Annotated in this window: 23 protein-coding genes; all 23 read left to right on the top strand. The window is 40.1% G+C overall.

The features are described from left to right. The 23 genes from ssb (at window position 1) to rng (ending at window position 24,289) form a co-directional block, all read left to right on the top strand. The gene (ssb, locus tag AKG98_RS11850) at window positions 1-645 is read left to right on the top strand and encodes a single-stranded DNA-binding protein (protein WP_067045947.1); all 645 of its coding nucleotides are present in this window, start codon (window positions 1-3) and stop codon (window positions 643-645) included. 288 nt (window positions 646-933) lie between these two features. Further along, a complete protein-coding gene (locus AKG98_RS11845; protein WP_067045945.1) occupies window positions 934-2,847 on the top strand; it encodes an EAL domain-containing protein in 1,914 nt (637 codons plus the stop codon). 154 nt (window positions 2,848-3,001) lie between these two features. Then, complete coding sequence (gene pilM / locus AKG98_RS11840; protein ID WP_067045943.1) at window positions 3,002-3,895, top strand: type IV pilus biogenesis protein PilM; 894 nt, start codon at window positions 3,002-3,004, stop codon at window positions 3,893-3,895. Further along, window positions 3,895-4,494 (top strand): PilN domain-containing protein, encoded by a 600-nt coding sequence (locus AKG98_RS11835; RefSeq protein ID WP_067045941.1) that lies wholly within the window; start codon window positions 3,895-3,897, stop codon window positions 4,492-4,494. The genes pilM and AKG98_RS11835 overlap by 1 nt, the downstream gene beginning before the upstream one ends. Further along, complete coding sequence (locus AKG98_RS11830) at window positions 4,491-5,255, top strand: glucose-6-phosphate isomerase (RefSeq protein ID WP_067045939.1); 765 nt, start codon at window positions 4,491-4,493, stop codon at window positions 5,253-5,255. The genes AKG98_RS11835 and AKG98_RS11830 overlap by 4 nt, the downstream gene beginning before the upstream one ends. After that, window positions 5,248-5,592: an MSHA biogenesis protein MshK gene (locus AKG98_RS11825; RefSeq protein ID WP_067045937.1), complete on the top strand. Its 345-nt coding sequence runs from the start codon at window positions 5,248-5,250 to the stop codon at window positions 5,590-5,592. The genes AKG98_RS11830 and AKG98_RS11825 overlap by 8 nt, the downstream gene beginning before the upstream one ends. Window positions 5,593-5,607: 15 nt before the next feature. Beyond that, entirely contained in the window at window positions 5,608-7,227 is a 1,620-nt protein-coding gene (mshL, locus tag AKG98_RS11820) for a pilus (MSHA type) biogenesis protein MshL (protein WP_067045935.1), read from the top strand. Further along, window positions 7,227-8,123, top strand: a complete 897-nt coding sequence (locus AKG98_RS11815; RefSeq protein WP_067045933.1) for an ExeA family protein — start codon at window positions 7,227-7,229, stop codon at window positions 8,121-8,123. The genes mshL and AKG98_RS11815 overlap by 1 nt, the downstream gene beginning before the upstream one ends. After that, a complete protein-coding gene (locus AKG98_RS11810; RefSeq protein ID WP_067045932.1) occupies window positions 8,120-9,265 on the top strand; it encodes a lipopolysaccharide assembly protein LapB in 1,146 nt (381 codons plus the stop codon). The genes AKG98_RS11815 and AKG98_RS11810 overlap by 4 nt, the downstream gene beginning before the upstream one ends. Then, window positions 9,265-11,175 (top strand): GspE/PulE family protein, encoded by a 1,911-nt coding sequence (locus AKG98_RS11805; RefSeq protein WP_067045930.1) that lies wholly within the window; start codon window positions 9,265-9,267, stop codon window positions 11,173-11,175. Before AKG98_RS11810 ends, AKG98_RS11805 begins: the two co-directional genes overlap by 1 nt. A 22-nt stretch (window positions 11,176-11,197) precedes the next feature. Next, entirely contained in the window at window positions 11,198-12,412 is a 1,215-nt protein-coding gene (locus AKG98_RS11800) for a type II secretion system F family protein (RefSeq protein WP_067045928.1), read from the top strand. Window positions 12,413-12,652: 240 nt separating this feature from the next. Further along, window positions 12,653-13,138 (top strand): type II secretion system protein, encoded by a 486-nt coding sequence (locus AKG98_RS11795; RefSeq protein ID WP_067045926.1) that lies wholly within the window; start codon window positions 12,653-12,655, stop codon window positions 13,136-13,138. Window positions 13,139-13,209: 71 nt separating this feature from the next. Next, window positions 13,210-13,725, top strand: coding sequence for a prepilin-type N-terminal cleavage/methylation domain-containing protein (locus tag AKG98_RS22930; RefSeq protein ID WP_067045925.1), 516 nt, complete (start codon window positions 13,210-13,212; stop codon window positions 13,723-13,725). A gap of 271 nt (window positions 13,726-13,996) precedes the next feature. After that, window positions 13,997-14,506: a prepilin-type N-terminal cleavage/methylation domain-containing protein gene (locus tag AKG98_RS11785; RefSeq protein WP_067045923.1), complete on the top strand. Its 510-nt coding sequence runs from the start codon at window positions 13,997-13,999 to the stop codon at window positions 14,504-14,506. Next, window positions 14,496-15,074 (top strand): prepilin-type N-terminal cleavage/methylation domain-containing protein, encoded by a 579-nt coding sequence (locus AKG98_RS11780; protein ID WP_228140284.1) that lies wholly within the window; start codon window positions 14,496-14,498, stop codon window positions 15,072-15,074. Before AKG98_RS11785 ends, AKG98_RS11780 begins: the two co-directional genes overlap by 11 nt. After that, a complete protein-coding gene (locus AKG98_RS11775) occupies window positions 15,074-15,895 on the top strand; it encodes a prepilin-type N-terminal cleavage/methylation domain-containing protein (RefSeq protein ID WP_067045922.1) in 822 nt (273 codons plus the stop codon). Before AKG98_RS11780 ends, AKG98_RS11775 begins: the two co-directional genes overlap by 1 nt. A gap of 33 nt (window positions 15,896-15,928) precedes the next feature. Further along, complete coding sequence (locus tag AKG98_RS11770) at window positions 15,929-16,342, top strand: PilX N-terminal domain-containing pilus assembly protein (protein WP_228140283.1); 414 nt, start codon at window positions 15,929-15,931, stop codon at window positions 16,340-16,342. Then, window positions 16,339-19,563 (top strand): DUF6701 domain-containing protein, encoded by a 3,225-nt coding sequence (locus AKG98_RS11765; RefSeq protein WP_067045920.1) that lies wholly within the window; start codon window positions 16,339-16,341, stop codon window positions 19,561-19,563. Before AKG98_RS11770 ends, AKG98_RS11765 begins: the two co-directional genes overlap by 4 nt. 101 nt (window positions 19,564-19,664) lie before the next feature. Continuing rightward, window positions 19,665-20,705: a rod shape-determining protein gene (locus AKG98_RS11760; protein ID WP_067045918.1), complete on the top strand. Its 1,041-nt coding sequence runs from the start codon at window positions 19,665-19,667 to the stop codon at window positions 20,703-20,705. A gap of 60 nt (window positions 20,706-20,765) precedes the next feature. Next, window positions 20,766-21,662 carry a rod shape-determining protein MreC gene (mreC, locus tag AKG98_RS11755; protein WP_067045916.1) on the top strand — a complete coding sequence of 299 codons (897 nt, stop codon included), beginning with the start codon at window positions 20,766-20,768 and terminating at the stop codon, window positions 21,660-21,662. Beyond that, window positions 21,659-22,141 carry a rod shape-determining protein MreD gene (gene mreD, locus AKG98_RS11750; protein WP_067045914.1) on the top strand — a complete coding sequence of 161 codons (483 nt, stop codon included), beginning with the start codon at window positions 21,659-21,661 and terminating at the stop codon, window positions 22,139-22,141. Before mreC ends, mreD begins: the two co-directional genes overlap by 4 nt. A 38-nt stretch (window positions 22,142-22,179) precedes the next feature. Further along, the gene (locus AKG98_RS11745; protein ID WP_067045912.1) at window positions 22,180-22,797 is read left to right on the top strand and encodes a nucleoside triphosphate pyrophosphatase; all 618 of its coding nucleotides are present in this window, start codon (window positions 22,180-22,182) and stop codon (window positions 22,795-22,797) included. Between the two features lie 16 nt (window positions 22,798-22,813). Then, window positions 22,814-24,289 (top strand): ribonuclease G, encoded by a 1,476-nt coding sequence (gene rng / locus AKG98_RS11740; protein WP_198155505.1) that lies wholly within the window; start codon window positions 22,814-22,816, stop codon window positions 24,287-24,289.

Here is a 24,289-nt window from a genome sequence, read left to right as displayed (position 1 = left end):
ATGGCCAGTCGTGGCGTAAATAAAGTAATTATTCTTGGTAATTTAGGTAATGATCCTGAAATCCGCTCATTCCCAAATGGTGGCGCGGTTGCCAATCTAACGATTGCGACAAGTGAATCATGGCGTGATAAGCAAACTGGCGAGCAGCGTGAAAAAACCGAATGGCACCGTGTTGCTGTATTCGGTAAACTCGCTGAAATTGCGGGTGAATACTTACGTAAAGGATCTCAGGTATATATTGAAGGCGCATTACAAACACGTAAATGGCAAGATCAAAATGGCCAAGATCGTTTTACAACAGAAGTGGTAGTACAAGGTTTTAACGGTGTAATGCAAATGATTGGTTCGCGTCAAGGCGGTCAACAGCAGCAGAGTGGCGGTTATAATAATAGTAACCAACAGGCACAACAGCAGAACCAAAATGCAGGTTGGGGTCAGCCACAACAACCTGCAACTGCACCACAACAACCAGCAGCTGCATCACAACAAGGTGGTTATAACCAACAGCCACAGCAACAACAGGCACCGCAACAGCAAAGCTATGCTCCTAAACAGCAAGCTCCTGCTTCTGCGCCTCAACAGCAAGCTCCGCAGCAAGGTTTTAACGAACCGTCTGCAGACTTTGATGATGATATTCCGTTCTAGCACTTGTACTTTTTGAAAGTGTAAATATAAATACTTTTAAAAGATAGAATGACTCCTAACCCAGCAGAAATGCTGGGTTTTTTTATTTTTCGTTATATTTACCCCGAAAATTATTCATATACTTTGTCTTACTTGCTTTTTTTATTGTGTTAATGCCACACGTGATTAGTTTTTATATGTTATTAAAAGCAGAATACAGTAGAATAATTAACTATATCGGCATTATATTGTCGTTATCATAATTTGTGTTTCATGATGAGATTCTGATATAGGGATGTATAGGAATATATGAAATTTACCAACAAACTGATTGGTTTTATTATTGTTTGCGTACTGTCATCTATAGGTGTGGTATTGCTGGGCGGGGGCGTTAGTTTACGTGGCCTTGCGATTGAGACCCAAAAGCAAAATATCTCGCGATTGATTGATGTGATGGACGAGCAACTAGCGATGGAAGACAGTGAGCCTCGTTTTGCATTCTGGCTACCTGAGTTATTACGTGCGCATTCAGTATTACAACTGACAGTCGAAAAAGATGGCATTGTCAGTTACGACTTTGATGGGCGAACGGCAGATACTGAGGGCGCTACTTCTTTTCTCAAAGAGTATCATTTCGAATTAAAAGCGAACAGTGACTTTAAAGCGAAAGTTATTATGCTTTCACCCTACTATGCGATGGAATACCCACCTGAATTATTTACCGGAGTGAGCACGGGTTTACTTATTGCTTTATTTGGTTTAGTCATTGCCATTTGGCTGCTTAAAAAAGGCATGTATGGTGCTGAATTACTGTCTACACGCAGTTATAAAATTCTCAACGGTGAGCATATTAAAGTGGCCGTTGGCTCCGAATTTGAATGGCCAAAAGCAACCAGTCGTGCGTTTGATAAATTAATTGCAGACCTGGAAGATACCAAACAAGAGCGCAGTCGTTTTGATTCTTATATGCGTACTAACGCGTTTGTTGATGCCTCAACTGGCATTGGTAATCGTGATTTCTTTTTAAATCAATTAGAAGCCATGTTATCAGATCCCGGCGTTATCGCTGGCACGATTATAAAAATAGAACTCTATGAATTATCGCAATTAAATTATAACCATGGTGTGGCAAGTGTTGATGAAATGGTTAAATCGGTTAGTGAACTGCTAAGTAAGTTTGTGGAGCGTTTTACTGGCTCTGTACTTGCTCGTTATCGTGGCGATCAATTTACCATTTTATTGCCTCGGGTCACTGGCCCTGAATCTGAAATTGTGATGAAGCAATTATACAAATTACTCACACGAATCAGTTTATTCACGCCTGTGGATTGTGATGAATTATTTTATACTGGTGTCGCTATTTATCATTATGCTGAACGCGCAGAAGAAGTATTAGAAAACGTCGATCAGGCATTAAAAATTGCGGTTTTACAAGGCTGCTCTGGTTGGTTCTTGTATGAACAAGAAGAACAAACACCGGTTTATGCGAAAGGCACTGTCAGATGGCGTGGACTGTTTGAGCGGACCTTCAAAAATAATGCATTCTATTATGAGCAACAACTCATTTTAAGCATGGAAAATAAGCAGGTATTGGGTCATGAAATTTACCCAAGGTTAAAAGACGAGAATGATGAATGGGTTCATGCGGGTGTCTTCTTACCAATGGCAGAAAAATGTGGCGTACTGAAACGCATTGACCAACTAACTGTAGAGCGGGCAATCTCGAATCTAGAGCAAGGTGAGCCTATTTCTTGTGGGATAAACTTAGATATTCAGAGTTATTTGGATAAACGTTTTATGCGCGCTGTTTACCTCGATATTATCCGTTTGCCGGTGAGATTACGCGCGATGTTGCATTTTGAAATCCATGAATATCAAATTAATCGTAATTTAGAAATGTTATTAGAGCCCGTTAAAAATCTAAAAGCACTGGGCTGTTGTATCGCTGTGGATATGGTTGGTCAAGATGTGGTTGATTCATCATATATAAAAAAATTAGATGTCGACATTATTAAGATTCACCCGAGTTTAGTGCGTGATTTACATAAGCGTCAAATTAATCAACTGGCGATTCGAAGTATTCTAGGCGGTACTGTTAATTTGGCTACTATTGTGATTGCGGTTGGTGTGGAATCAAAAGGCGAGTGGGATGCATTAAATAAACTCGGCGTTTATGGTGCTCAAGGTCATTTTTGTAATCAAGTCAGAGTATTGACTGAATGATAACGTGACTTTAGTGTGATACTTTCGTTGTTTATTGGTGAAATTATGGTGCTAATCTCACACTTTGCTTACTACTTAATGCCGTTTAAAGTATGATAGTCGTTGTCATAATTTATAAGCCATTATTCATTTATTTAGGTGCGACAGAGTTTTTATGCGTATACCCTGGTTAAAAAATCGAAATATACCAACAAAACTGGGTATTTTCATTGCTAAACAGCGTGTGGATATCTGTGCATTATCGGCAGGCAATGACACGATTTCGATACTTGATTCAAGCGCATTTGGTGATGTATCTGAACTTGTTAAAACACTGAATAGCATGATATCGAAACACAACCTACAGGCATCCACTTGCCATGTTGTGCTATCAAATCAACTGTATCAATTATTACAAATTGATAAGCCAAGTGTCCCTGATGATGAAATTGCCAGTACATTGCCTTTCATTGCGAAAGAGTTTATCAGTGAGTCTATTGATACCGTGGTATTCGATTATTTTTCGGTGCCTAATCAGAATAAGATTAACCTCGTTTATTGTGCGAAAAGTCTCGTGGAATTAATTGTTACTGCAATACAGCAAGCAAAACTTGAGCTGCTTACGATTGGTATTGAGGAGTTAGCGACGGCAAACTTATTTAATACCAGTGCTGATGCGAATCGAAAAAGTACACAAATGTTAATTGCTCAACAGGATTATCAAGAAGTAAATTTGACGATTATCCACGATAACCAAGTTTATTTCTCGCGCCGTTTACGTGGTTTTTCTCGATTACGGGATCTAAAAGAGCATGAGCTTGATACTTCGTTGTTAGATAACTTTAGCTTAGAGATTCAACGCTCAGCTGACTTTGCGGTAAGCCAATTGAAATTACCGGAAGTGAAAGAAATTAATTTAGCCTTACCGAGTACTAGTTTAGAGCCGCTAATTGCACGTTTACAGCTTAATTTTACTATCCCTGTTATTTCATTAAAGCATGCCTATATTAGTGAACATATTGATACTGGTTTCTTACCTGCCATTGGCGGCGCTTTGGAAAAATTGTGATGAAAAATCGCGTAAATTTATATACTCAGGCGTTTAAGCCAAAAAAAGAATATTTAACATTAATGCAAGCGGTGGTCGCTATCACTAGTGCGCTTGTGGTGATGTTAGCACTTGTTTATATGGCTGAGAATGACAAGGCTGTATTAGAGCAGAAAGTTAAATGGGCAAAAAATCAATTGATTGAACAAGAAGCTGAAGTGGCTGATTTATCTAATCAAGTATCACTGCATGTTCAAAATCCGGCGTTAATCCAACAATTAGCTCGGTTACGAACACGTTTACAATACCGTGATGAATTATTGGTGCAGCTATCCGATTTAGCATTAGTACAATCAAGTGGTTTTGCTATTTTAATGTCTGATTTAGCACTACAACGCGATAGAGATATTCGTTTAAATCAAATACGATTATCCGGTGATCGTATGACGCTGACGGGGATAGCAAGAACACATGAAGCGATACCTCGTTGGATCCGTAAATTCTCACAGGGTAAATCATTACAAGGTCGAGAGTTTAACTTATTAAATATTAATCGAAATAGTGATGATGTGATCGCATTCACTTTAACTAACCAACTCGTTGTGGAGGTTAGTGAATGATGCAGCAACATTGGCTTACAATGAAAGCTAAGTTTACTTTATTATCAATGCGTGAGCGTTTATTACTGGTTGGCTCGCTGTTGATCGCGATTGTTTATCTTATTTATAGTTTTTGGTTAGAACCGGTTTATTTACAAAATCAAAAATCACAGTCAAAACTGGCTTCTTTGCAGCAGCAGCAACAACAATATGAATTTGATAAAGCAGAATTATTGCAAGCATTAGCGAGTGACCCAAATAAAGTCGTTCAGTTACGTATTGCGCGTGCTGAATCCGAATTTAATAAGGCAAATGGTAAATTAACCGATTTAACGGCCGACTTAATTAACTCAAATCAAATGGCTTTGGTATTGGGTGATGTATTAAGCCGCGCCAAGAACGTGAAGTTGATATCGATTGAGTCATTGCCTGTGACGACGCTAACCGGTAATAATAACGCGCTTGAAAAGGTCGAAGAGAAGGCCAAACCTAAATTTTCGAGTGCGAGCGGCCAAGATCTGAATGTGGATGATATCATTAAGAGTGATGAAACATCGATAACCGTCACGGATGAGTCGGAGGTATTACTTTATCGACATGGTTTACGTATAACGATGACGGGGTCATTTTTTAATATTCAAGCCTATTTAACCCGCATTGAACAGTTACCCAAGAAATTCTATTGGGAGGTCTTTGATTATCAAATACAAGACTACCCAACCGCGCAGGTAGTGATGGAGATTTATACCTTGAGTGTTAATAAGGAATTTATTCGTGGTTAAATTATTACTGCCAATATTCATTCTATTGAGTGCTGGTATTGCGCAAGCGGGACAAGGTGTGATTAACGGTAATGTACTCGATGATCCAACGGGTCCTTGGGGGGCGGTAGAGCCTGTCATTCGTCGTCAAGCTAAGGCTAAAGTACGTATTCCGACTTTACAGGCCATTTTTGTGCGTGATCAGACATATATTGCGATCATGAATGACAAAGAGGTGCAAGCGGGAAGCTGGGTTTCAGGCTTCAAAGTACGCCGTGTTACCACTGACTTTGTGTATTTTGTACGTAACGATAAAGAATTTAGATTGTCATTATTTGGCAGTGAAATTAAACATTAGGGCTCAAATTTAATTATGAACAAGTTGTATCTTGCTATTATTTTAGGTGTGTTTTTAACGGGTTGTGAAACAACACGTAGTTCACTTGAGCCTGTAGTCATTAAAGAATCAATTCAAGCAGAGCTTGATCGTGCAGACGCTCAATCACAAGCTTGGACGGTGCCTGATGATGTCAATGCTGAACTGTTACCTGGATTCGACGGTAATGACAGTTTGAATACACCTGTTATTGAACCGCGTATGGACATTGCTGCTAAATTAGTGTCGGCACGCCAGTTCTTTGGATCCCTGCTTAAGGGTACTAAATATAATCTTATTGTGAGTCCTGACGTGTCGGGCCGTGTCACTGTGGTATTAAATGATGTCACGATCGCTGAAACCATGGACGCTGTTGCGGATATGTATGGTTATGATATCAAACGTCATGGTAATACCTATCGGGTAAATGGGGCGGGACTACGTACCGAAATTATACCGATGAACTACTTATTGATGAAGCGTAATGGTTTATCAAACAGTTCAATTAGTTCTGGTTATCTAACCGATAATGGCTCGTCGGGCAGTAGTTCGTCAGACGGTGACGATGATGATTCATCATCGTCAACAACGAATAAAGGTACTGAGATATCGACGCAAACGGACACTGATTACTGGGCAGAATTAGAAAATACATTACAGGCTCTAACGGCAAATGAACGAAATACCCAAGTTGTGATTAGTCCGCAAGCAGGTTTGGTTACCGTACATGGCTACCCGAAAGACATTCGTAAGATAAAAGACTTTTTAGCTAAAGCTGAGGAACACTTACAACGTCAAGTATTGCTTGAAGTGAAGATCATGGAAGTGACGTTAAATGACGGTTACGAGCAAGGTATTGATTGGAATGTGAATAATTCGAATGTTGCAACGGATTCATCGTTTAAATTTAATGTTTCTGATATCACAGACATAGCTTCTGGTGGTGGTGTATTGACCTTAGCGGGTAGTGACTTTAGTGCAGCAATCAATTTGTTAAAAACGCAAGGTGATGTAAATGTATTATCTAGTCCACGTGTTACAGCGTTAAATAATCAGAAAGCGGTGATTAAAGTTGGTCGAGATGAATATTTTGTGACGGGTTATAGTACATCAAGATCAACATCAACAGAAAATGATCGGGTAGAACAAAATGTTGAGATAACACCGTTTTTCTCTGGCATCGCCCTCGATGTAACGCCGCAAATTGACAGTGATGGTGGTGTGTTATTACATGTACACCCATCGATTATTGAAGTAAGCGATTCGATTAAAACGATCTCATCAGGTGACGGTAAATCAATTATACTTCCATTGGCAAAAAGTGAGGTACGTGAAACGGATACCGTTGTGAAAGCGAAAAGTGGTGAAATTATTGTTATTGGTGGTTTGATGAAAACCGCGAATAAAGATTTGGTGTCGAAAGTGCCTTTCTTGGGAGATATCCCTTGGTTAGGTGAACTCTTTACTCATCGTTCGCAATCAGTACAAAAAACAGAGTTAATTATTTTAATTAAACCAGTGGTTGTTGACCAAAATACATGGCGCTTAGAGTTGGAACGTTCAGCTGAATTACTTGAACAGTGGTATCCAACAGAACAAAAAAATGAGAAAAACTAATGTATAACGCGCATTTTGGTTTGACGGAAGTACCATTTGGTCTGACGCCAAATACGCAGTTTTATCACCCCTTGGTACCGCACTTTGAAGCATTACAGGTTCTGACTACCGCACTGGCAAGTGGTGAAGGTTTTATCAAAGTGACCGGGGAAGTGGGGACGGGTAAGACGCTTATCTGTCGTAAATTACTCAATGAACTAGGCGATGGCTATGTGATCGCCTATTTACCTAATCCGTACTTAACACCCAATGAAATGCGTGCTGCGGTTGCCAGTGAACTCGGTATTGATGCCAGTTTGGATCAACACAAATTAACAGAAGCGCTTAATCATCAATTAATTGCACTTTCGGCAGAAGAAAAACAAGTCGTCTTATTGATTGATGAAGCGCAAATGCTACCTCATGAAACGCTCGAAGCGTTACGTTTAATCAGTAATTTAGAAACTGAAAGTAAGAAATTAATGCAAGTGGTGTTGTTTGGCCAACCTGAGTTAGACACGCGATTAAAGCAAGATAACTTACGTCAATTACGCCAACGTATTACCTTTTCGTACCAACTTCGCCCGTTACTTATTAATGAAACGGCGAGTTATGTTGAACATCGTCTTACTGTGTCTGGCTATCGTGGTGCGCCTTTATTCGAACCTCGCGCATTACGCATGTTACACCAAGCAAGTGGTGGTATACCAAGGTTAATCAATGTGTTAGCTAATAAGTGTTTAATGTTAAGTTATGGTTTGAACGATCGTAAGGTCAGTGCGAAATTGGTTAAACTTGCCATTAAAGACACCGAAAGTGCAATTCAGCAACGTAGCTTACGTTTGCCGATCTTAGCCAGTGTTCTTGTTATTGAGATGATATTAGTTATTTGCTGGTTTGGAGAATCAATGTTGTGAGTGTTATTAATCAAATGCTACAAGGGCTAGATAAAGGTGTCCAGCAACAACAAATACAACCTGAGCAACGTGGTGCAGTCGTTGTTACCGCGCCAGCACGTAATAATAATGTCATTATTTGCTTACTTATCGCGATTGTAATGATGGGGCTACTTGCTGCTTATCTATTTGTCCAAAAACAAAATATGACAGTTTTAGTCGCTCCGGTTGCAAACGCGGGTGCATTACCTGCGATATCAGAAAAAGTACACATACAATCTGAACAAGTGAAGACAGTTGTGCGTGTAAATACAAATCAGCATGACGTAAATGAAAAGGTGATCACGAATCACTTACTCGAAAAACCGGTCGTCGTTAGCCCTGTCGTAAAGAAAGTAACGGTAAGTGCGGCGCAACCAATCGCGTTGCCTGTTACGCGGGTTGCTAAGGTCGTTCACATTGAAGCCAAAGCGCCAACACCCGCTAAGGTGAAGCCTTTAGTCACTGCAATACAAAGCATTGCGATTTCATCTAACGATGACGCTGAGAAAGAAAATATAATTTCAATTAAGGCGATTACCCGTACGCCTGTACAGCAAGCTCAGTTATATGCGAAACAAGCAGAAGCTGCATTACTTGCTGGTGATAAAGCACGTGCCAAACAGCTATTTAGCAAAGTGTTGACGTTGGATAAGCAACATGACCTATCTCGAGAAAAACTATCTGCGATTTTATACGGTGAGCAACGTACGCAATCGGCAGTCACCTTGTTACAAGAAGGTTTAAGTGTATCACCTGAATACACGAATTTTCGCCTAATGTTAGCGCGTATTTATTTAAAGAATAAAGATAAACAACAAGCTTATTATTATCTTAAGCCACACCAGCCCGAGATTGACGGCAATGTCGATTACTACGCCATGCTTGCAGGTTTAGCACAAAGTCTAGGTGATTTAGATACAGCATTAATTGCGTATAAGAAATTGACCAACTATGAACCGAACCGGGCTAAATGGTGGTTAGGACTGGGTATTTCTGCCGACAAAGCGCAGCAAGTCCGATTAGCATTAACGGCTTATCACACCGCACAAAACATGGGGCAGTTATCTACTTCTTCACGTAATTATATTAATGCGCGTATTACCCAGTTGGAGAAACAGTAATGGTACAATTGAAATTAAAACAACGATTGGGTGATTTACTTGTTGGTGAGAACATTATCAGTGAGGCGCAACTTGGTTTAGCACTCAAAGAGCAAGGTAGTAGTGGCGGAAAATTAGGTTCGACACTGATCAACTTAGGTTTTATTACTGAAGAGCAACTGCTTAGCTTTTTATCCCAACAGTTAAATATTCCATTTTTAGATATTTCTGCATTAAATATTCCACAGCAGACGGTACTGAAATTACCGGAAGTACATGCGCGTCGTCATCGTGCTTTAGTCGTTAAATCTGAAGATAATAATTTAACGGTGGCATTGAGTGATCCCGCTGACCTTTATGCCGTTGAAGCGATATCAAATTTACTTTTTCTTTACCAGTTAGACTTTGCCATCGTCAGAGAAAGCCAATTATTACCCGCTTATGACCGTTTATATCGCCGAACCAAAGATATTGAAGCGTTTGCTGGTCAACTTGAAGATGAACATAGACCAACACAAGAGTTCGATATATTTCGTGATGTAGATGATGGATCTAACGAAGCAACCGTGGTTAAGTTTCTTAATTCAGTATTTGAAGATGCGGTGCAAATTGGGGCATCAGATATCCACATTGAACCGGATGAAAAAGCGTTACGAATTCGTTTACGTGTTGATGGTGTGCTACAAGAAAATATCCTTAATGAAGTCGCAATCGTACCGGCATTGGTATTACGTCTCAAATTAATGGCGGGTTTGGACATTTCTGAAAAGCGTTTACCGCAAGATGGTCGTTTTAATTTAAACGTGCGTAATCAATCGATTGATGTGCGGATGTCAACCATGCCAGTGCAGTATGGTGAATCAGTCGTCATGCGTCTACTTAATCAAGACGCGGGTGTTTTCCAGTTAGAAAATACCGGTATGCCAACAGAGTTAATTAAACGTTTACGTAGTTTGATCCGTCGTCCCCATGGCATGGTATTGGTGACAGGGCCCACGGGGAGCGGTAAAACAACCACATTATATGCGGCTTTAAGTGAATTGAACGAACCCGGTAAAAAGATTATTACGGTGGAAGATCCTGTTGAATACCGCTTACCACGGATCAGCCAAGTGCAGGTTAATCCTAAGATTGGTTTGGACTTTGCCCATATTCTGCGTACTTGCTTACGTCAAGATCCTGATATTTTATTAGTGGGTGAAATGCGTGACAAAGAGACGGCTGAAATTGGTTTGCGAGGTGCATTAACGGGTCACATGGTGTTATCAACGCTGCATACCAATGATGCGATTACTTGTGCATTGCGGTTAATGGATATGGGCGCACCAGGCTATTTAATTGGCGCTGCATTACGCGCTGTGGTTGCACAACGCTTAGTGCGTAAATTATGTAGTCAATGTAAAAGCACTCATGATCTGGCCAGTAGTGAGCAATATTGTTTAGAAAAAATAGCCAAAGAACCACTGGGGAACGCTCATTTTTATCGCAGTGTGGGCTGTCAAAGCTGTAACTATACGGGTTATCGTGGCCGAATCGGTGTATTTGAATTATTAGAACTCAATGATGCAATGTGCGATGCACTGCGACGTGAAGCACCTGATGAGTTTGCTATTGAAGCACGTAAAACCAAATATTATCGACCATTAGTACTTTCGGCGCTGGATTTTGCGAAACAAGGTTTAACCTCTATCGAGGAAGTATTAAAACTGGCAGATGAACTTACGCTCGACGACAGAAGCAGTGACGATAACGCCAGTCAGGATGAATATAATGCTGAACATGTGATTGATAGTGACGTATTAACGTCTGAGACCTTCGGCGCCAATATTGCAGAAAATATTAGAGAATTAGATAAAGTTGATCGCGGTGATATTCAAAAGATTCTACGCTTGGCTGAAGTGGTTAGGGCATTGGACCGTAGTGGACAGTAAATAGGACTATTAAGGTTAGCAAATGCCAAATTTTAGTTATAAAGGCCGGGATATCCAAGGCAATGCTGTTTCGGGACAGCAAGAAGCGCAAAATCAAGATGTGCTTGTTGAATCATTAATGCGTAAAGGGATCACGCCTACGTCAATTAATGTATCGACTGGCAACCGAGATATTGATTTTAGCCAACTGTTTACACGGAAAGTCCCGTTGGGAGAGCTGGTTATTTTCGCGCGTCAGATGTATTCGTTAACCCGTGCTGGTATTCCCATGATCCGTGCGATTAAAGGGCTATCAGAATCGAGTTCTCACGTTAAATTGAAAGACGTACTCAATGATGTTGTGATGCGTTTAAACAACGGGACAACATTGTCGGCAGCGATGCATGCGCATCCACACGTATTTGCGTCTATCTTTGTGTCGATTGTCCGTGTGGGTGAAAATACTGGTCGCTTGGATGATTCATTTTTACAAATTTCTAATTATCTTGAATTAGAAATGGATACACGACGCCGTATTAGTAGTGCGATCCGTTATCCGATGTTTGTATTAATCTCGATTTTACTAGCGCTAGTGGTCTTAAATATTTTTGTGATCCCCACGTTTGCTAATATGTTTACTAAATTTGGCGTTGAATTGCCGTGGGCGACACGTGCCTTACTGGCATCTTCCGCTTTCTTTGTTAATTATTGGCACTTATTAATCGTGGGTGTGATCGGCAGTATTTTTGCTTTCAAATATTATATTAAAACTGATAAAGGTAAGTTGAAGTGGGGTTTGTTCTATATTCGCATCCCGATTGTGGGGCCTGTTATCGAAAAAACCCTGCTATCGCGTTTTGCGCGCAGTTTTTCGTTAATGCTTAAAGGTGGTGTGCCACTGAATAATAGTCTCACTCTGGTGGCCTCAACGGTTGATAATGCATGGATGGAAGTACGTATCTTGTCTATGCGCACAGGTATTGAAGAAGGTAAAAGTTTAACGATTACGGCGATTGAAAGCGGCATGTTTACCCCGCTGATCTTACAAATGATTTCGGTTGGTGATGAAACAGGCCAAGTGGATGAGTTGTTATTAGAGGCCGCGCAGTTTTACGAACGTGAAGTGGATTATGAACTGCAATCGTTAACCGCTAAGATTGAACCAATATTGATTGGTATTGTTGCCATCATGGTATTGATTTTAGCGCTGGGTATTTTTGTTCCTATGTGGGACATGATGGGCGTTGTTCAAGGGTAATTTTAATTACCTAATTTTGTGATTATATTTTTTATGGTTGTCGTCGTTATATTAAATATCATTATACTTAGTCGTTATATTAGGATTTCGCCACATTAAGTAAATAAAACTAGTTAAAATATTATTTTTTTGGCATAGTATCAAAAAATATACAGGTACGTACATTATTGTAAATTATGTGGACGTATTGTCATGTTTATGTCTATGTAATTTATCAACAAAGTGAATTGGAGTTCAAATATGAAAAAACAAAATGGTTTTACATTAATCGAATTAGTAATCGTAATTATTGTACTTGGTATCTTAGCTGCGACAGCTGTGCCTAAATTTCTCAACCTGCAAGATGATGCTCGAGCATCTGCAATGCAAGGTGCTGAAGCCGCTGTACACAGTGCTGCTAATATCGTCTATTCTAAATCCGCTATTGATGGTAAAGAAAATGGTGCTGGAGAAAGCGTTGTTGAAAATGGAGATACCATTAATACTGAATTTGGTTACCCTGCAGCAACAGTAACTGGCATTCGAGAAGCGGTGACATTAGACGGTTTTGATATTATTGCTACATCACCTACTACAACACCAGCAAGCATCATTTTTGTAGCTGGACTAGCTGCGGATGTAAATGAAAATGACATATGTTTACTTTATACCCAAGCGGCAAGTTCTAGTGCAACATATACTTTAGCGACTGGTAAGTTAGCCTCTTCTAAAACTGCTTGTAACTAATATTTATCTTTATATTTTAAAAGGCTTACTTTAGTAAGCCTTTTTTATATCTAATAACAAAGTGGCCAAAGATGAAGAAACAAAACGGTTTTACATTAATTGAACTAGTGATCGTAATTATCGTTCTTGGTATCTTAGCAGCAACGGCTGTGCCTAAATTTATCAATCTACAAGATCATGAAAGAATAGCTGAAATGAATGATGTTCAAGCTGAACTACATAGTGCTGCAAACATTGTCTATTCTAAGTCTGTTATTGATGGCACTGAAAAATTAAAAACAACTTACAAGCCGCCAATTCCTAAAGTTGAAGATATTAAAATTTCTTATGGTTTCCCTACTGCAACAGCTGAGGGTATTGTTAAAGCGCTTAAATTATCTGGTTTCACTGCAAAATTTCCAATGGACCCTCTACAGATTGGGCGCGTTAAAAATATTTCATTCGTATTAGAGGGCGAGTTCGCTCCGGGCGATTATTGTATAAAATATACAGAAGCGAATACCAATAAGGCATACTTTATAGAAAAAGGTAAAGTTAATTCTACTGCAATCGCTTGTCGTACAGATAAAGTCAATGGTAATTGGTAATATTTTTAATCTAAAGTAAAAGTACTTCAATATCATGTGAGGTGTTTACCTTTAAATGATGATGTATCTGTTGTTGAAGATTTATTTATAAAGACTTTACCTGTATATCCCTCTCAGTGTCTTCAAATCACTTCATTATACGTATTTAACCTTGATTAATACGCTGATATTAATGCAACTCTCTTAATTTTATAATATTATCAATACTCAGTATGGGAAGGGATCTAATACCTAGCATCCACAGTCATTAAGCCATGAGGTGCTATAGCATATGTATAAGAAGTCAGGCTTTACCCTCATTGAACTCGTCATTATTATTTTGCTAACGGGCATTCTAGCGGCAACCGCGATCCCTAAATTTAACGGTAACGATGGTTTTGAAACACAAACGTATCGTGATCAGTTACAGCAATTAGTCAAAACCGTGCAACAGCAAGCGATGAGCTGTGGTCGCGATTGTCGAACTTCCCGTACAACCAATCCCTATGCCTGTAACCGTGTTGTTATTACCGCCAGTCGCTTTGGCATTCCAACGAATTGTGGTGCTGGATTACCAACCTCATTTGCAGCGCCACATTTGGGGATGAGCAGAGCCGAGGCGGATAGAACTCAAGTCGGTTTTAGCGTTACGAACACTGAAAATACGGGCATTATTGAGTTTGATGAATTCGGTATTGCCAATGGTTGTAGTACCAGTAATCGCGGTTGTAATATCTCGATTATGGGCACACAAACATTATCACTGCGTATCGAAGCACAAGGTTTTATTCATGAAAACTAATTCAATGCCAAGACCACCTAAGACGCGAAATCAACGCGGTTTCACCTTGATTGAAATTGTGGTCGGTATGGTGGTGTTAGCCATCTCGTTAGTGATTGTCACGGGTATCTTCTTGCCGCAAGCCAACAATACCGTCACGCCTATGTATCAAATTAAAGCAACGGCCTTAGGCAAGCGCATCATGGACCAAGTATTGATCCGTTATTATGATGAAACGAGCAGGAGCTCTGGTGGTTTTATCCGTTGTGGTGAACAGGGGTTCGTACCATTTCCTTGTAGTTCAGACCTAGGCACTGAAGGCAGTGAAGTTCGCTCGGCACCTGACAATTTCAATGACGTTGATGATTATAATATTTACTGTGTGAATAGTGACCCTGGCGCTGCATTGGCAGCTTTTACGAATAAATACCCTGGCTACGGTTTACGAATTTGTGTGTCGTTCGCGGCAGATAAATTTGATGGGGCTCTCGCTCCGGGTGTGATTGACGTAGCGAAAAGAATCCGAGTTACGATATTAATGCCTAATGATGAAACTATTGAGTTAACGGCATTTAAGGGGAACTACTGATGATTAGGCTTAAATCGCCACAAGGTAATCATGCAGGGTTCACCTTAATCGAACTGACAATCGTGATCCTGCTATTGGGCATTGTCGGTATGTTCAGTAGCCGTTTTATCAGTTCCAATGTTGTGCTGTATCAAACATCGATTAATCAGAATGAACGCTTAAACGATGCGCGATTTATCTTTAACCGACTGGATAAAGAGCTTAACTCTGCCGTCGCGTTTAGTTTAAGAATTAATACCACAGGTAATTATTCTTGCATCGACTTTGTGCCTTTTACCGCCGCAGGACTGTATATTGGTCACGTTAGCGGTGAGTCTACTATGTCATTAATCATGGACCGTCGAACAAGGGAAAATGCAGGCAGCAATGCAAATGACTTTAGAAGTCAATATGTCAGTGTATTGACCACTAATGCGGATGATTTTTATTTATTTCCCTCGAGTACGGTTGCTGAAATAACAAGTTATGTCCCGGAAACTGGTGCTAACCCAACCCAAGCTGATTTAACGTTTGGCAGTAATTTAAGCAGAGACTCCGCTGTCTCACGGTATTTCATTGCCGAGAATAAAGTGCAATATTGCTTAATTGCTATAGGTGATTCAATGCGTTTGTTCCGAAATCAAGCGCCATTATCAGCACAAAATTATACTTTAAATAATCGAGTCTTGATGGCTGATGATCTGAGTGTTGATAGTACGGTGAGCTTGTCATCGGCCAGTCAATTTAGTCATGCAATTTTAAATCTTAATTTTGGTTTTAAATTGCGCGACGACAGTGTGCTTCGATTCGATCATCAATTGGTTATAAGCAATGTTCCATAATGATATGCCCTATAAAACAGTGAAGTTAACACTATGCAGATAAGTATCAAGCAACAACAAGGTAGTATGCTCGTTATCGCCTTATTTATTATTGTGGTTATGTCTTTATTAGCTGCAACCTTAAGTCGTGTCCTGAGCTCAACCGCTGATAGTGTCGCGAACGAAGTGTATAGCGCTAAAGCCTATTATGCGGCTGAAAGCGGAATGGATTATGGAATTTATCAGGTCTTGAGACGTAATCAAGTATGTGCCGATTTTCCTAATGTCCCCACTAATTTACAGTTTGATATCAGTAATGAAGTTGGATTGGAAAACTGCAGTGTTGCGATTACTTGCCAAAGTATTCCTGTGGATAGCAATAGCCTATTTTATCTTACCTCCACTGGCACTTGTGATGGTGGAAAAATTATTGCTGAGCATAATATTGAAGCGGAAGTGAAATTATGAAATTGAGTTTGTATTTACAAGAAAGACCAGGCTCTAAGCTGCGATTCGTTATTGCTTTTATTATTAGTTTATTATCCCCTCAATTTGTTTTTGCCGACGTAGTATTGAAAGGCAGAATGAATATTGGTGATTATACCTATAAGGCGATGGGACCTGAATATCTTGTAACGGCGGACCGTACTTGGTACGGGAACTTGAGGAACCCTAAACCTAATAATCCTGTACATTTCAACTTAACTGAAGCTATAACCCTTACCGAAATTAAGATTCATAGTGCTTCAGGTATCGGAGGACAATTATACTTTGTAATTTGGAAGGCTGGAAGTAATACACCTGTAGTCAATACTCGATCAGAACTGTATCGTTATAGTTCATCATTAGGATTATCTGTAAATTTGCCTAAAGGTGATTATGAACTCGCTATTGTTGGACAATGCTATAATAGAGATGACGACCTTATAGGTTGGAATCAATATTGTAGGGACTTTGATGATTTTAGTTTTAAGGATATAACTTTAAAGACATCTTTTGGTAATACGGATAGTTTTTCTTTTATTCAACGACGTCATATTGGTGATAATAATGGGAGCCGAGTTGGTTATGCTGGTCGTTGGTATCCAAACAAGAATGAAGGTGAACGTGTGGTATATAAATTCACACCAAGTAAAGGTTCAACCTTAAAGGACATTACGATGTATAATTATCGTGATGTGTATACACGCTACAATTCGATTCAGCTAACTTTACTTAAAAATAATCAGTATATCGATTCTACTATTTTATACACCTCGCGTTCTAATGGTGACTTCACTTGGCGTTTAAATAAAGTACTAACAGCAAATACTGAATATGAGTTACAAATAGACACAACATCTTATGGTGATTCTGATGATATGTCTTGGGATGATATTGTTATCAAGTTTGCTCCATATTCCCCACCACCAGATCCGATTAAACATTATCGGTTAACTTTCAGTGATCGCGCATTAACCTGTGAACCTGCAATTGTTAGCGTTCAAGCCTGTACCAATAATTTCCAATCAGGTAGTGCCTGTGCTGAATCGACGCGTTCGACAAGTGTCACCTTAGTCGGTAATGCAAAGCTTGGTTCTGGTTATATCTCTAAGCCAAGTGGTACTTTTACGGGTACAACCAATATTAATTTAGGTTACTTAAAAGAAGATGATTTAACTCTATCGTTAACAGGTACTAATAAGACTTATAAATGTAATGGTACGAGTAACTGCGATATTAACTTTGCTGATACCGGTTTTTTCTTTAGCTATGATAATGCTGATGGCAGTGACGATATTGCCAATCAAGTGGCGGGTGTTAACTTTTCTAAACCCATTAAACTGGATGCTTTTTATAATAAAAATGGCCAATGTAAGAACATTTTCAAAAATAATGAAATAATCCCGGTTAAGCTGGGTGTTCAATGCCAAGAGCCAAATAGTTGCTCACCTTTAAACTTCGTCACTAATACCGTGAATCTCGGTAAAAATAACGGAAATGAAGAAAACCATTACAGTGCGGTTGATTTAATATTTAGTAACAATGCCGCCCAGATTAATACTACGCAGTATCAAGATGCCGGTAAAATAAATTTAATAGCCACTTATACAATCAATGATAATCGTAATGATTTGGATGGTTTAACAATTAAGGGGCAAAGTAATCAGTTTGCAGTGAGACCCTATAAATTTAAAATTAAAGCCACGGATCATAATGGCGATATGACGGCGCAGGATAACAATGTATTAGAGCATGTACATAAAGCTGGTGATATTTTCACATTTAAGATCCAAGCGTTGAATTCAGGTGGCAGCATTACGTCTAATTATGTCCCTAATTCAAACGATCACTTACGTATAAAGTTAACCCGGTCTATGCCTACAACTGGTTTGTTTGAGGGGGGATTTCGTTATGCGACGAATAAGACTTTATTAACTTCAACGTCGGCAACGTGGGTTGGAATGCCTGGCTTGCCAACCTTTGATAAAGGCGTTTATCGCTTTGCTGACTCGACTTATAGTGAAGTAGGCGCAATTCAGATAAATGTGAAAGACACCGACTACTATGGCATGGCGTTTTCTGTTGATGATAATTTTTCGGCAAATTCTAATGGTACTGAGATAGGTCGCTTTATTCCATCGCATTTTACTTTGGTATCATCAAGTGTTGAAAACTATATAAATAAAGTGAGTGATAACCCAAGCCGTTATGATTATGCTTATCCTAAAAATATTCAAGCCTATGTTGCTGGAACGAAAGTACTATCCAAAGATGGTAATATTTATCAATGTAGACCGGAATGGGACCATTCACAATGGTGTCAGGTACCCAGCTCTCTATACGAACCGGGTATCGGCAGTGATTGGAGTGATGCTTGGATTTTCTTTGCGTCCGGAAGTATGAGCTCTGGTATAACTTACATGGATCAACCCGAGCTATCATTTGACTATCAACTCGAAGCACAAAATAGTCTGGGTGCAGTGACAAAAAACTACAATGGTGATGATAAGGCGAAGGTTAGTTTTATTGCAAACTCGGATGGCTTAGATTTATCTCATCGTCTAAAGGATTATGGCGGAGCTTGGATTAATGGTGTCTATAGACCAGGTGATATGCCGGATTATGGTTATTTTTCTCGAGATTTAGCTGGACCTGATGGACCTATGATGAATACTCTTTTTGGTATCAGCATTACTGATAAAGATGGTGTTGTTCTCAATGATTTAGATATTCCAGCGGCGCAAGCAACGGCACGCCAGTTATCTCCACAAGCGACTGAACTACGCTATGGCCGTTGGACGATTGATGATGGATATGGTCCAATATCGAATGATTTTGCCACAACCATGCGACTGGAATATTTCGATGGCGTAAACTTTATTCCTCACCGTGATGATACTAAAACGAGATTTGATGCTGCCTATGCGACGCTAACTAACATTTCTTTAGGCGGAGTGCCACCTGCCGCTGGAAATCTACCTGCGTTTTCAGGAAACGGACATTTTACCAACGGTGTCACTCAGGGATTAATCATTGCAGCGCCGAATCGAAATGGTGAGGTTAAATTTGATTATACCGTTGATAATTGGTTTAAATATAAGTGGGAAGGCAGCGACACTGGAGCTGTTCAATCACCCTCTGCAAACATCGTATTTGGCTTTTTTTCTGGCAATGATCGAGTTATTTACCGAAGAAGGTTAAATTAATAGTTTGTCGGTCATAAAGTCTGATAAACTTGCCTCATTCTTTGCGCATTGGTACAGTTAACCGATCCTGCAACATTTTACTTTTAGGAATGCCCATAGCCATGTTTAAGAAGTTAAGAGGCTTATTCTCTAGCGATTTATCAATCGATTTGGGAACAGCAAACACCCTGATTTATGTTAAAGGTCAAGGTATTGTCCTTGACGAGCCTTCTGTTGTTGCGATCCGCCAAGAGCGCGGTGCGAATAAGAGTGTTGCAGCAGTCGGTACAGCTGCAAAGCAAATGCTAGGTCGTACACCGGGTAATATTGCCGCTATCCGCCCAATGAAAGACGGTGTAATTGCCGACTTTTTCGTGACAGAAAAAATGCTGCAGCACTTTATTAAACAAGTGCATGACAATAATTTTTTCCGTCCGAGTCCACGTGTTTTAGTGTGTGTACCATGTGGTTCAACACAAGTCGAACGTCGTGCTATTCGTGAATCTGCACAGGGCGCCGGTGCGCGTGAGGTATTTTTGATTGACGAGCCTATGGCGGCTGCAATCGGTGCTGGTTTACCTGTTTCTGAAGCAACTGGCTCTATGGTTGTTGATATTGGTGGTGGTACTACCGAAGTAGCAATCATTTCATTAAATGGTGTTGTTTACTCTTCATCAGTACGTATTGGTGGTGACAAACTGGATGAAGCAATCATCAGTTATGTGCGTCGCAATTATGGTAGCTTAATTGGTGAGGCTACTGCTGAACGTATTAAGAAAGAAATTGGTTCTGCATATCCACTCGACGAAGTCGTTGAAATTGAAGTGCGTGGTCGTAACCTTGCTGAAGGTGTCCCACGTAGTTTTATCCTAAACAGCACTGAAATTCTAGAAGCCTTACAAGAACCATTATCGGGTGTTGTGAGTGCTGTAATGACAGCGTTAGAACAGTCTCCACCAGAGTTAGCGTCGGATATTGCTGAACGTGGCATGGTGCTAACGGGTGGCGGCGCGTTAATCCGTGGCCTTGACCGTTTATTACTTGAAGAAACCGGTATTCCTGTTGTTATCGCTGAAGATCCACTTACCTGTGTGGCTCGTGGCGGCGGTACAGCATTAGAAATGATTGATATGCACGGTGGTGATCTGTTCACTTACGATTAAGCACCTGATTCAATAATCCTATAGGGTGGCGGGCGCGCCATCCTTTGAGAACTTCACTTAATGAAACCTATTTTTGCTACCTCTACATCGTTACAACTGCGCTTATTCTTTGCAGTTATCGCTTCTTTCTCATTAATTATTTTTGATTCTAAATTTGATTCATTTTCAAATGTACGTGTCTATTTAAATACCGCGGTATCACCACTCATCTATGCGGCCGATATACCCAGTGAAATGCTGAAAGGTGTATCCAATACTGTTGTTACTCGCCGAGATTTAAAGAAACAAGTTCAAGAACAGCGAAAAAAACTATTTATTCAACAAGTTCAGCTGCTTGAATTTAAACACTTGAAAGAAGAAAATAAACGCCTACGTGCTTTACTTAACTCACCCGTTCATGCCGATCAGCGTAAATTAGTGGCTGAAATTATCACCGTTAATTCAGATCCTTTTTCCTTGCAAGTGGTGATTAACAAGGGCGCGATAGACGGTATTTATATTGGTCAACCGATATTAAACGAACAAGGTGTTGTTGGCCAAATTGTCGATGTGTCTGCGACATACAGCCGTGTATTACTGATTGCTGATATTACTCATGGCATTCCGGTTCGAGTACAGCGTAATGACATTCGTGCGATTGCCAATGGCAGCGGTGAATTAAACAGTCTTACACTACCTTATGTTCCGCACAGTACCGATATTCAAGTTGGTGATGTGTTAGTCACCTCTGGCCTTGGTGGCGTATTCCCTGAAGGTTATCCTGTCGCTACAATCACTGATTTCACTTATCAAATGGGCCAACCTTATGCGCAAGTAGAAGCAAAACCGATTGTGGCATTAGAGCGGATCCGCTATGTATTACTTATTTGGGACGATAAAGAAAATACGGCTGACAATAGCACTGAAAATAATAATGTTGAATCGACGACAAACGCTGACAAGGAAGGGACATTATGACATATGCTAACGGTCGTTTTAAAATAATTTTGACCTTAATCATCGCGTTATTACTCACGGTATTACCTGTACCAGAGCCTTTAAATAACTTCCGTCCTGATTGGCTGTTTTTGGTATTGGGTTATTGGTGTATGGCACTGCCGTATCGCGTCAATATTGGTTATGCCTGGATCACGGGATTAGTGCTCGATCTGTTATTAGGTGCGCCGCTCGGCATTCATTCTTTAGCACTGTCGATTGTCATCTATATTATTGCCATGAATCATCGTTTGATCCGTAATCTATCATTATGGCAACAAGCATTAGTTGTCGGCTTTTTAGCAGGCTTAAACAAGCTGGTGGTATTTTGGGCTGAAAAATTACTTTTTGATATAACAATAACACCGATGTACTTATGGTCAATCCTAACCACAATGTTAATATGGCCATGGATATTCTTGATTTTACGTAAAATTCGCCGTCAGTTTGCTATTAGTTAGTGGGCATAAGATAGCTTAATCGTGCAGAAGATAATAAGATGAAACAGATAAACATGTACTTAGCATCACAGTCGCCGCGTCGCCGTGAATTACTGACGCAAATTGGTGTCGAATTTTCGGTGTTAGCCGTTGAGGTCGAAGAGCAGCAACAATCGGGCGAACTTGCTGCTGATTATGTTGCTCGATTAGCACGCGATAAAGCCCAAGCTGGTACTGTGGTTCTCGAAAATGCTAACGCCGTGCAGGCAAACACTAACGCAGCTGCTGAATATGTAGTGTTAGGTGCCGATACCATCGTGGTATATGCAGGACAAGTGTTAGAAAAACCGGTTGATGAAGCAGATTCGAAACGTATGTTGAGTTTATTATCAGGTCATGAACATGAAGTGATGACCGCCATTGCACTTGCCGATACCAGCCGTTGCTGGGTTGAAGTTGTGACTACTCTGGTACAGTTTAGAGAAATATCAGCCACTGAAATGCATGATTACTGGTGCACCGGTGAACCCACCGATAAAGCGGGTAGTTATGCGATCCAAGGTATTGCAGGTAAATTTGTTAGCCATATGAGCGGCAGCTATAGCGCTGTTGTCGGCTTACCATTAATGCAAACAGAGCAGTTAATTCAAGCCTTTAAGGCAGAACAGAATAAGTAATGAAGGGCTAAATAATATGGGTATAACGACAGAGTTATTAGTAAATGTTACCCCGAGCGAAACTCGTGTTGCCTTGATTGAAAATGGCATATTACAAGAAATACATGTAGAACGTGAAGCGAAACGTGGCATCGTGGGTAATATTTATAAAGGTAAAGTAAGTCGGGTATTACCGGGCATGCAAGCAGCATTTATTGATATTGGTCTTGATAAAGCGGCATTCTTACATGCATCGGATATTGTCCCGCATACCGAGTGTGTTGCCGCGGGTGAAAAAAAGCATTTTAAAGTCGCAGATATTTCTCAGTTAGTGCGTCAAGGCCAGGATATCACTGTACAAGTGGTGAAAGATCCGATGGGAACTAAAGGTGCACGTCTCACCACCGATATTACGTTACCCTCTCGCTATTTAGTCTTTATGCCGGGCAGTTCTCATGTGGGTGTCTCACAACGTATTGATTGTGAAGAAGAGCGTAGTCGCTTAAAACGTGTTACCGAAGCCCAGATTGATGAATTGGGTGGTTATATCATTCGTACGGCAGCAGATGGCGTCCGTGATAAAGAAATAGAACAAGACATTGCTTACTTAAAACGTTTATGGAGCAAAGTGCTACAGCGTCAGAGAAGTAATCCAAGTGCGAGTATGTTGTATCAAGATCCGTCATTAGCATTCCGTATTATTCGTGATTTTGTTGGTTCGCCATTGGATAAGATTCGTGTCGATTCTCGTCTTGCTTATACTGAGTTATGTGAATTCACGGAATCCTATGTGCCTGAATTAGTCAGCGCGTTAGAACTCTATACGGGTGAGCGTCCTATCTTTGAAATGTACGATGTTGAAAATGAATCGCAGCGTGCTTTAGAGCGAAAAGTAACTTTAAAGTCAGGTGGTTATTTAATTATTGATCAAACAGAAGCGATGACGACGATTGATATTAATACCGGTGCTTTTGTCGGACATCGTAATCTTGAAGATACTATTTTTAATACCAATGTGGAATCAACCCAAGCGATTGCACGACAACTGAGATTACGTAATCTGGGTGGCATTATCATTATCGATTTTATTGATATGCAAAGTTCTGAGCATCGCCGACGGGTGATGGAATGTTTAGAGGCCGCATTAAGTCATGATCGCGCTAAAACTAATACTCATGATTTCTCGGCGTTAGGGTTAGTCGAAATGACCCGTAAACGTACCCGCGAATCATTAGAACACGTGTTATGTTCGGATTGTCCAACGTGTGATGGCCGTGGTTCGGTGAAAACAGTTGAAACGGTATGTTATGAGATCTTCCGTGAAGTAACCCGTGTTAATCGTGCTTATGATGCGGATCAGTTTAACGTTTATGCCTCTGTCACTGTTGCTGAGTACATTGAAAAAGAAGAGTCACACAGTATTGCTGAATTGGAATTGTTTATGGGTAAACAGGTCAAGATCAAACCTGAACCGCTATATTTGCAAGAGCAATTTGATGTGGTAATGATGTAG

It is taken from the genome of Moritella sp. JT01 (assembly GCF_001574435.1).
In the GTDB taxonomy this organism is placed as follows: domain Bacteria; phylum Pseudomonadota; class Gammaproteobacteria; order Enterobacterales; family Moritellaceae; genus Moritella.
This window is presented reverse-complemented; position numbering and strand designations above follow the sequence as displayed.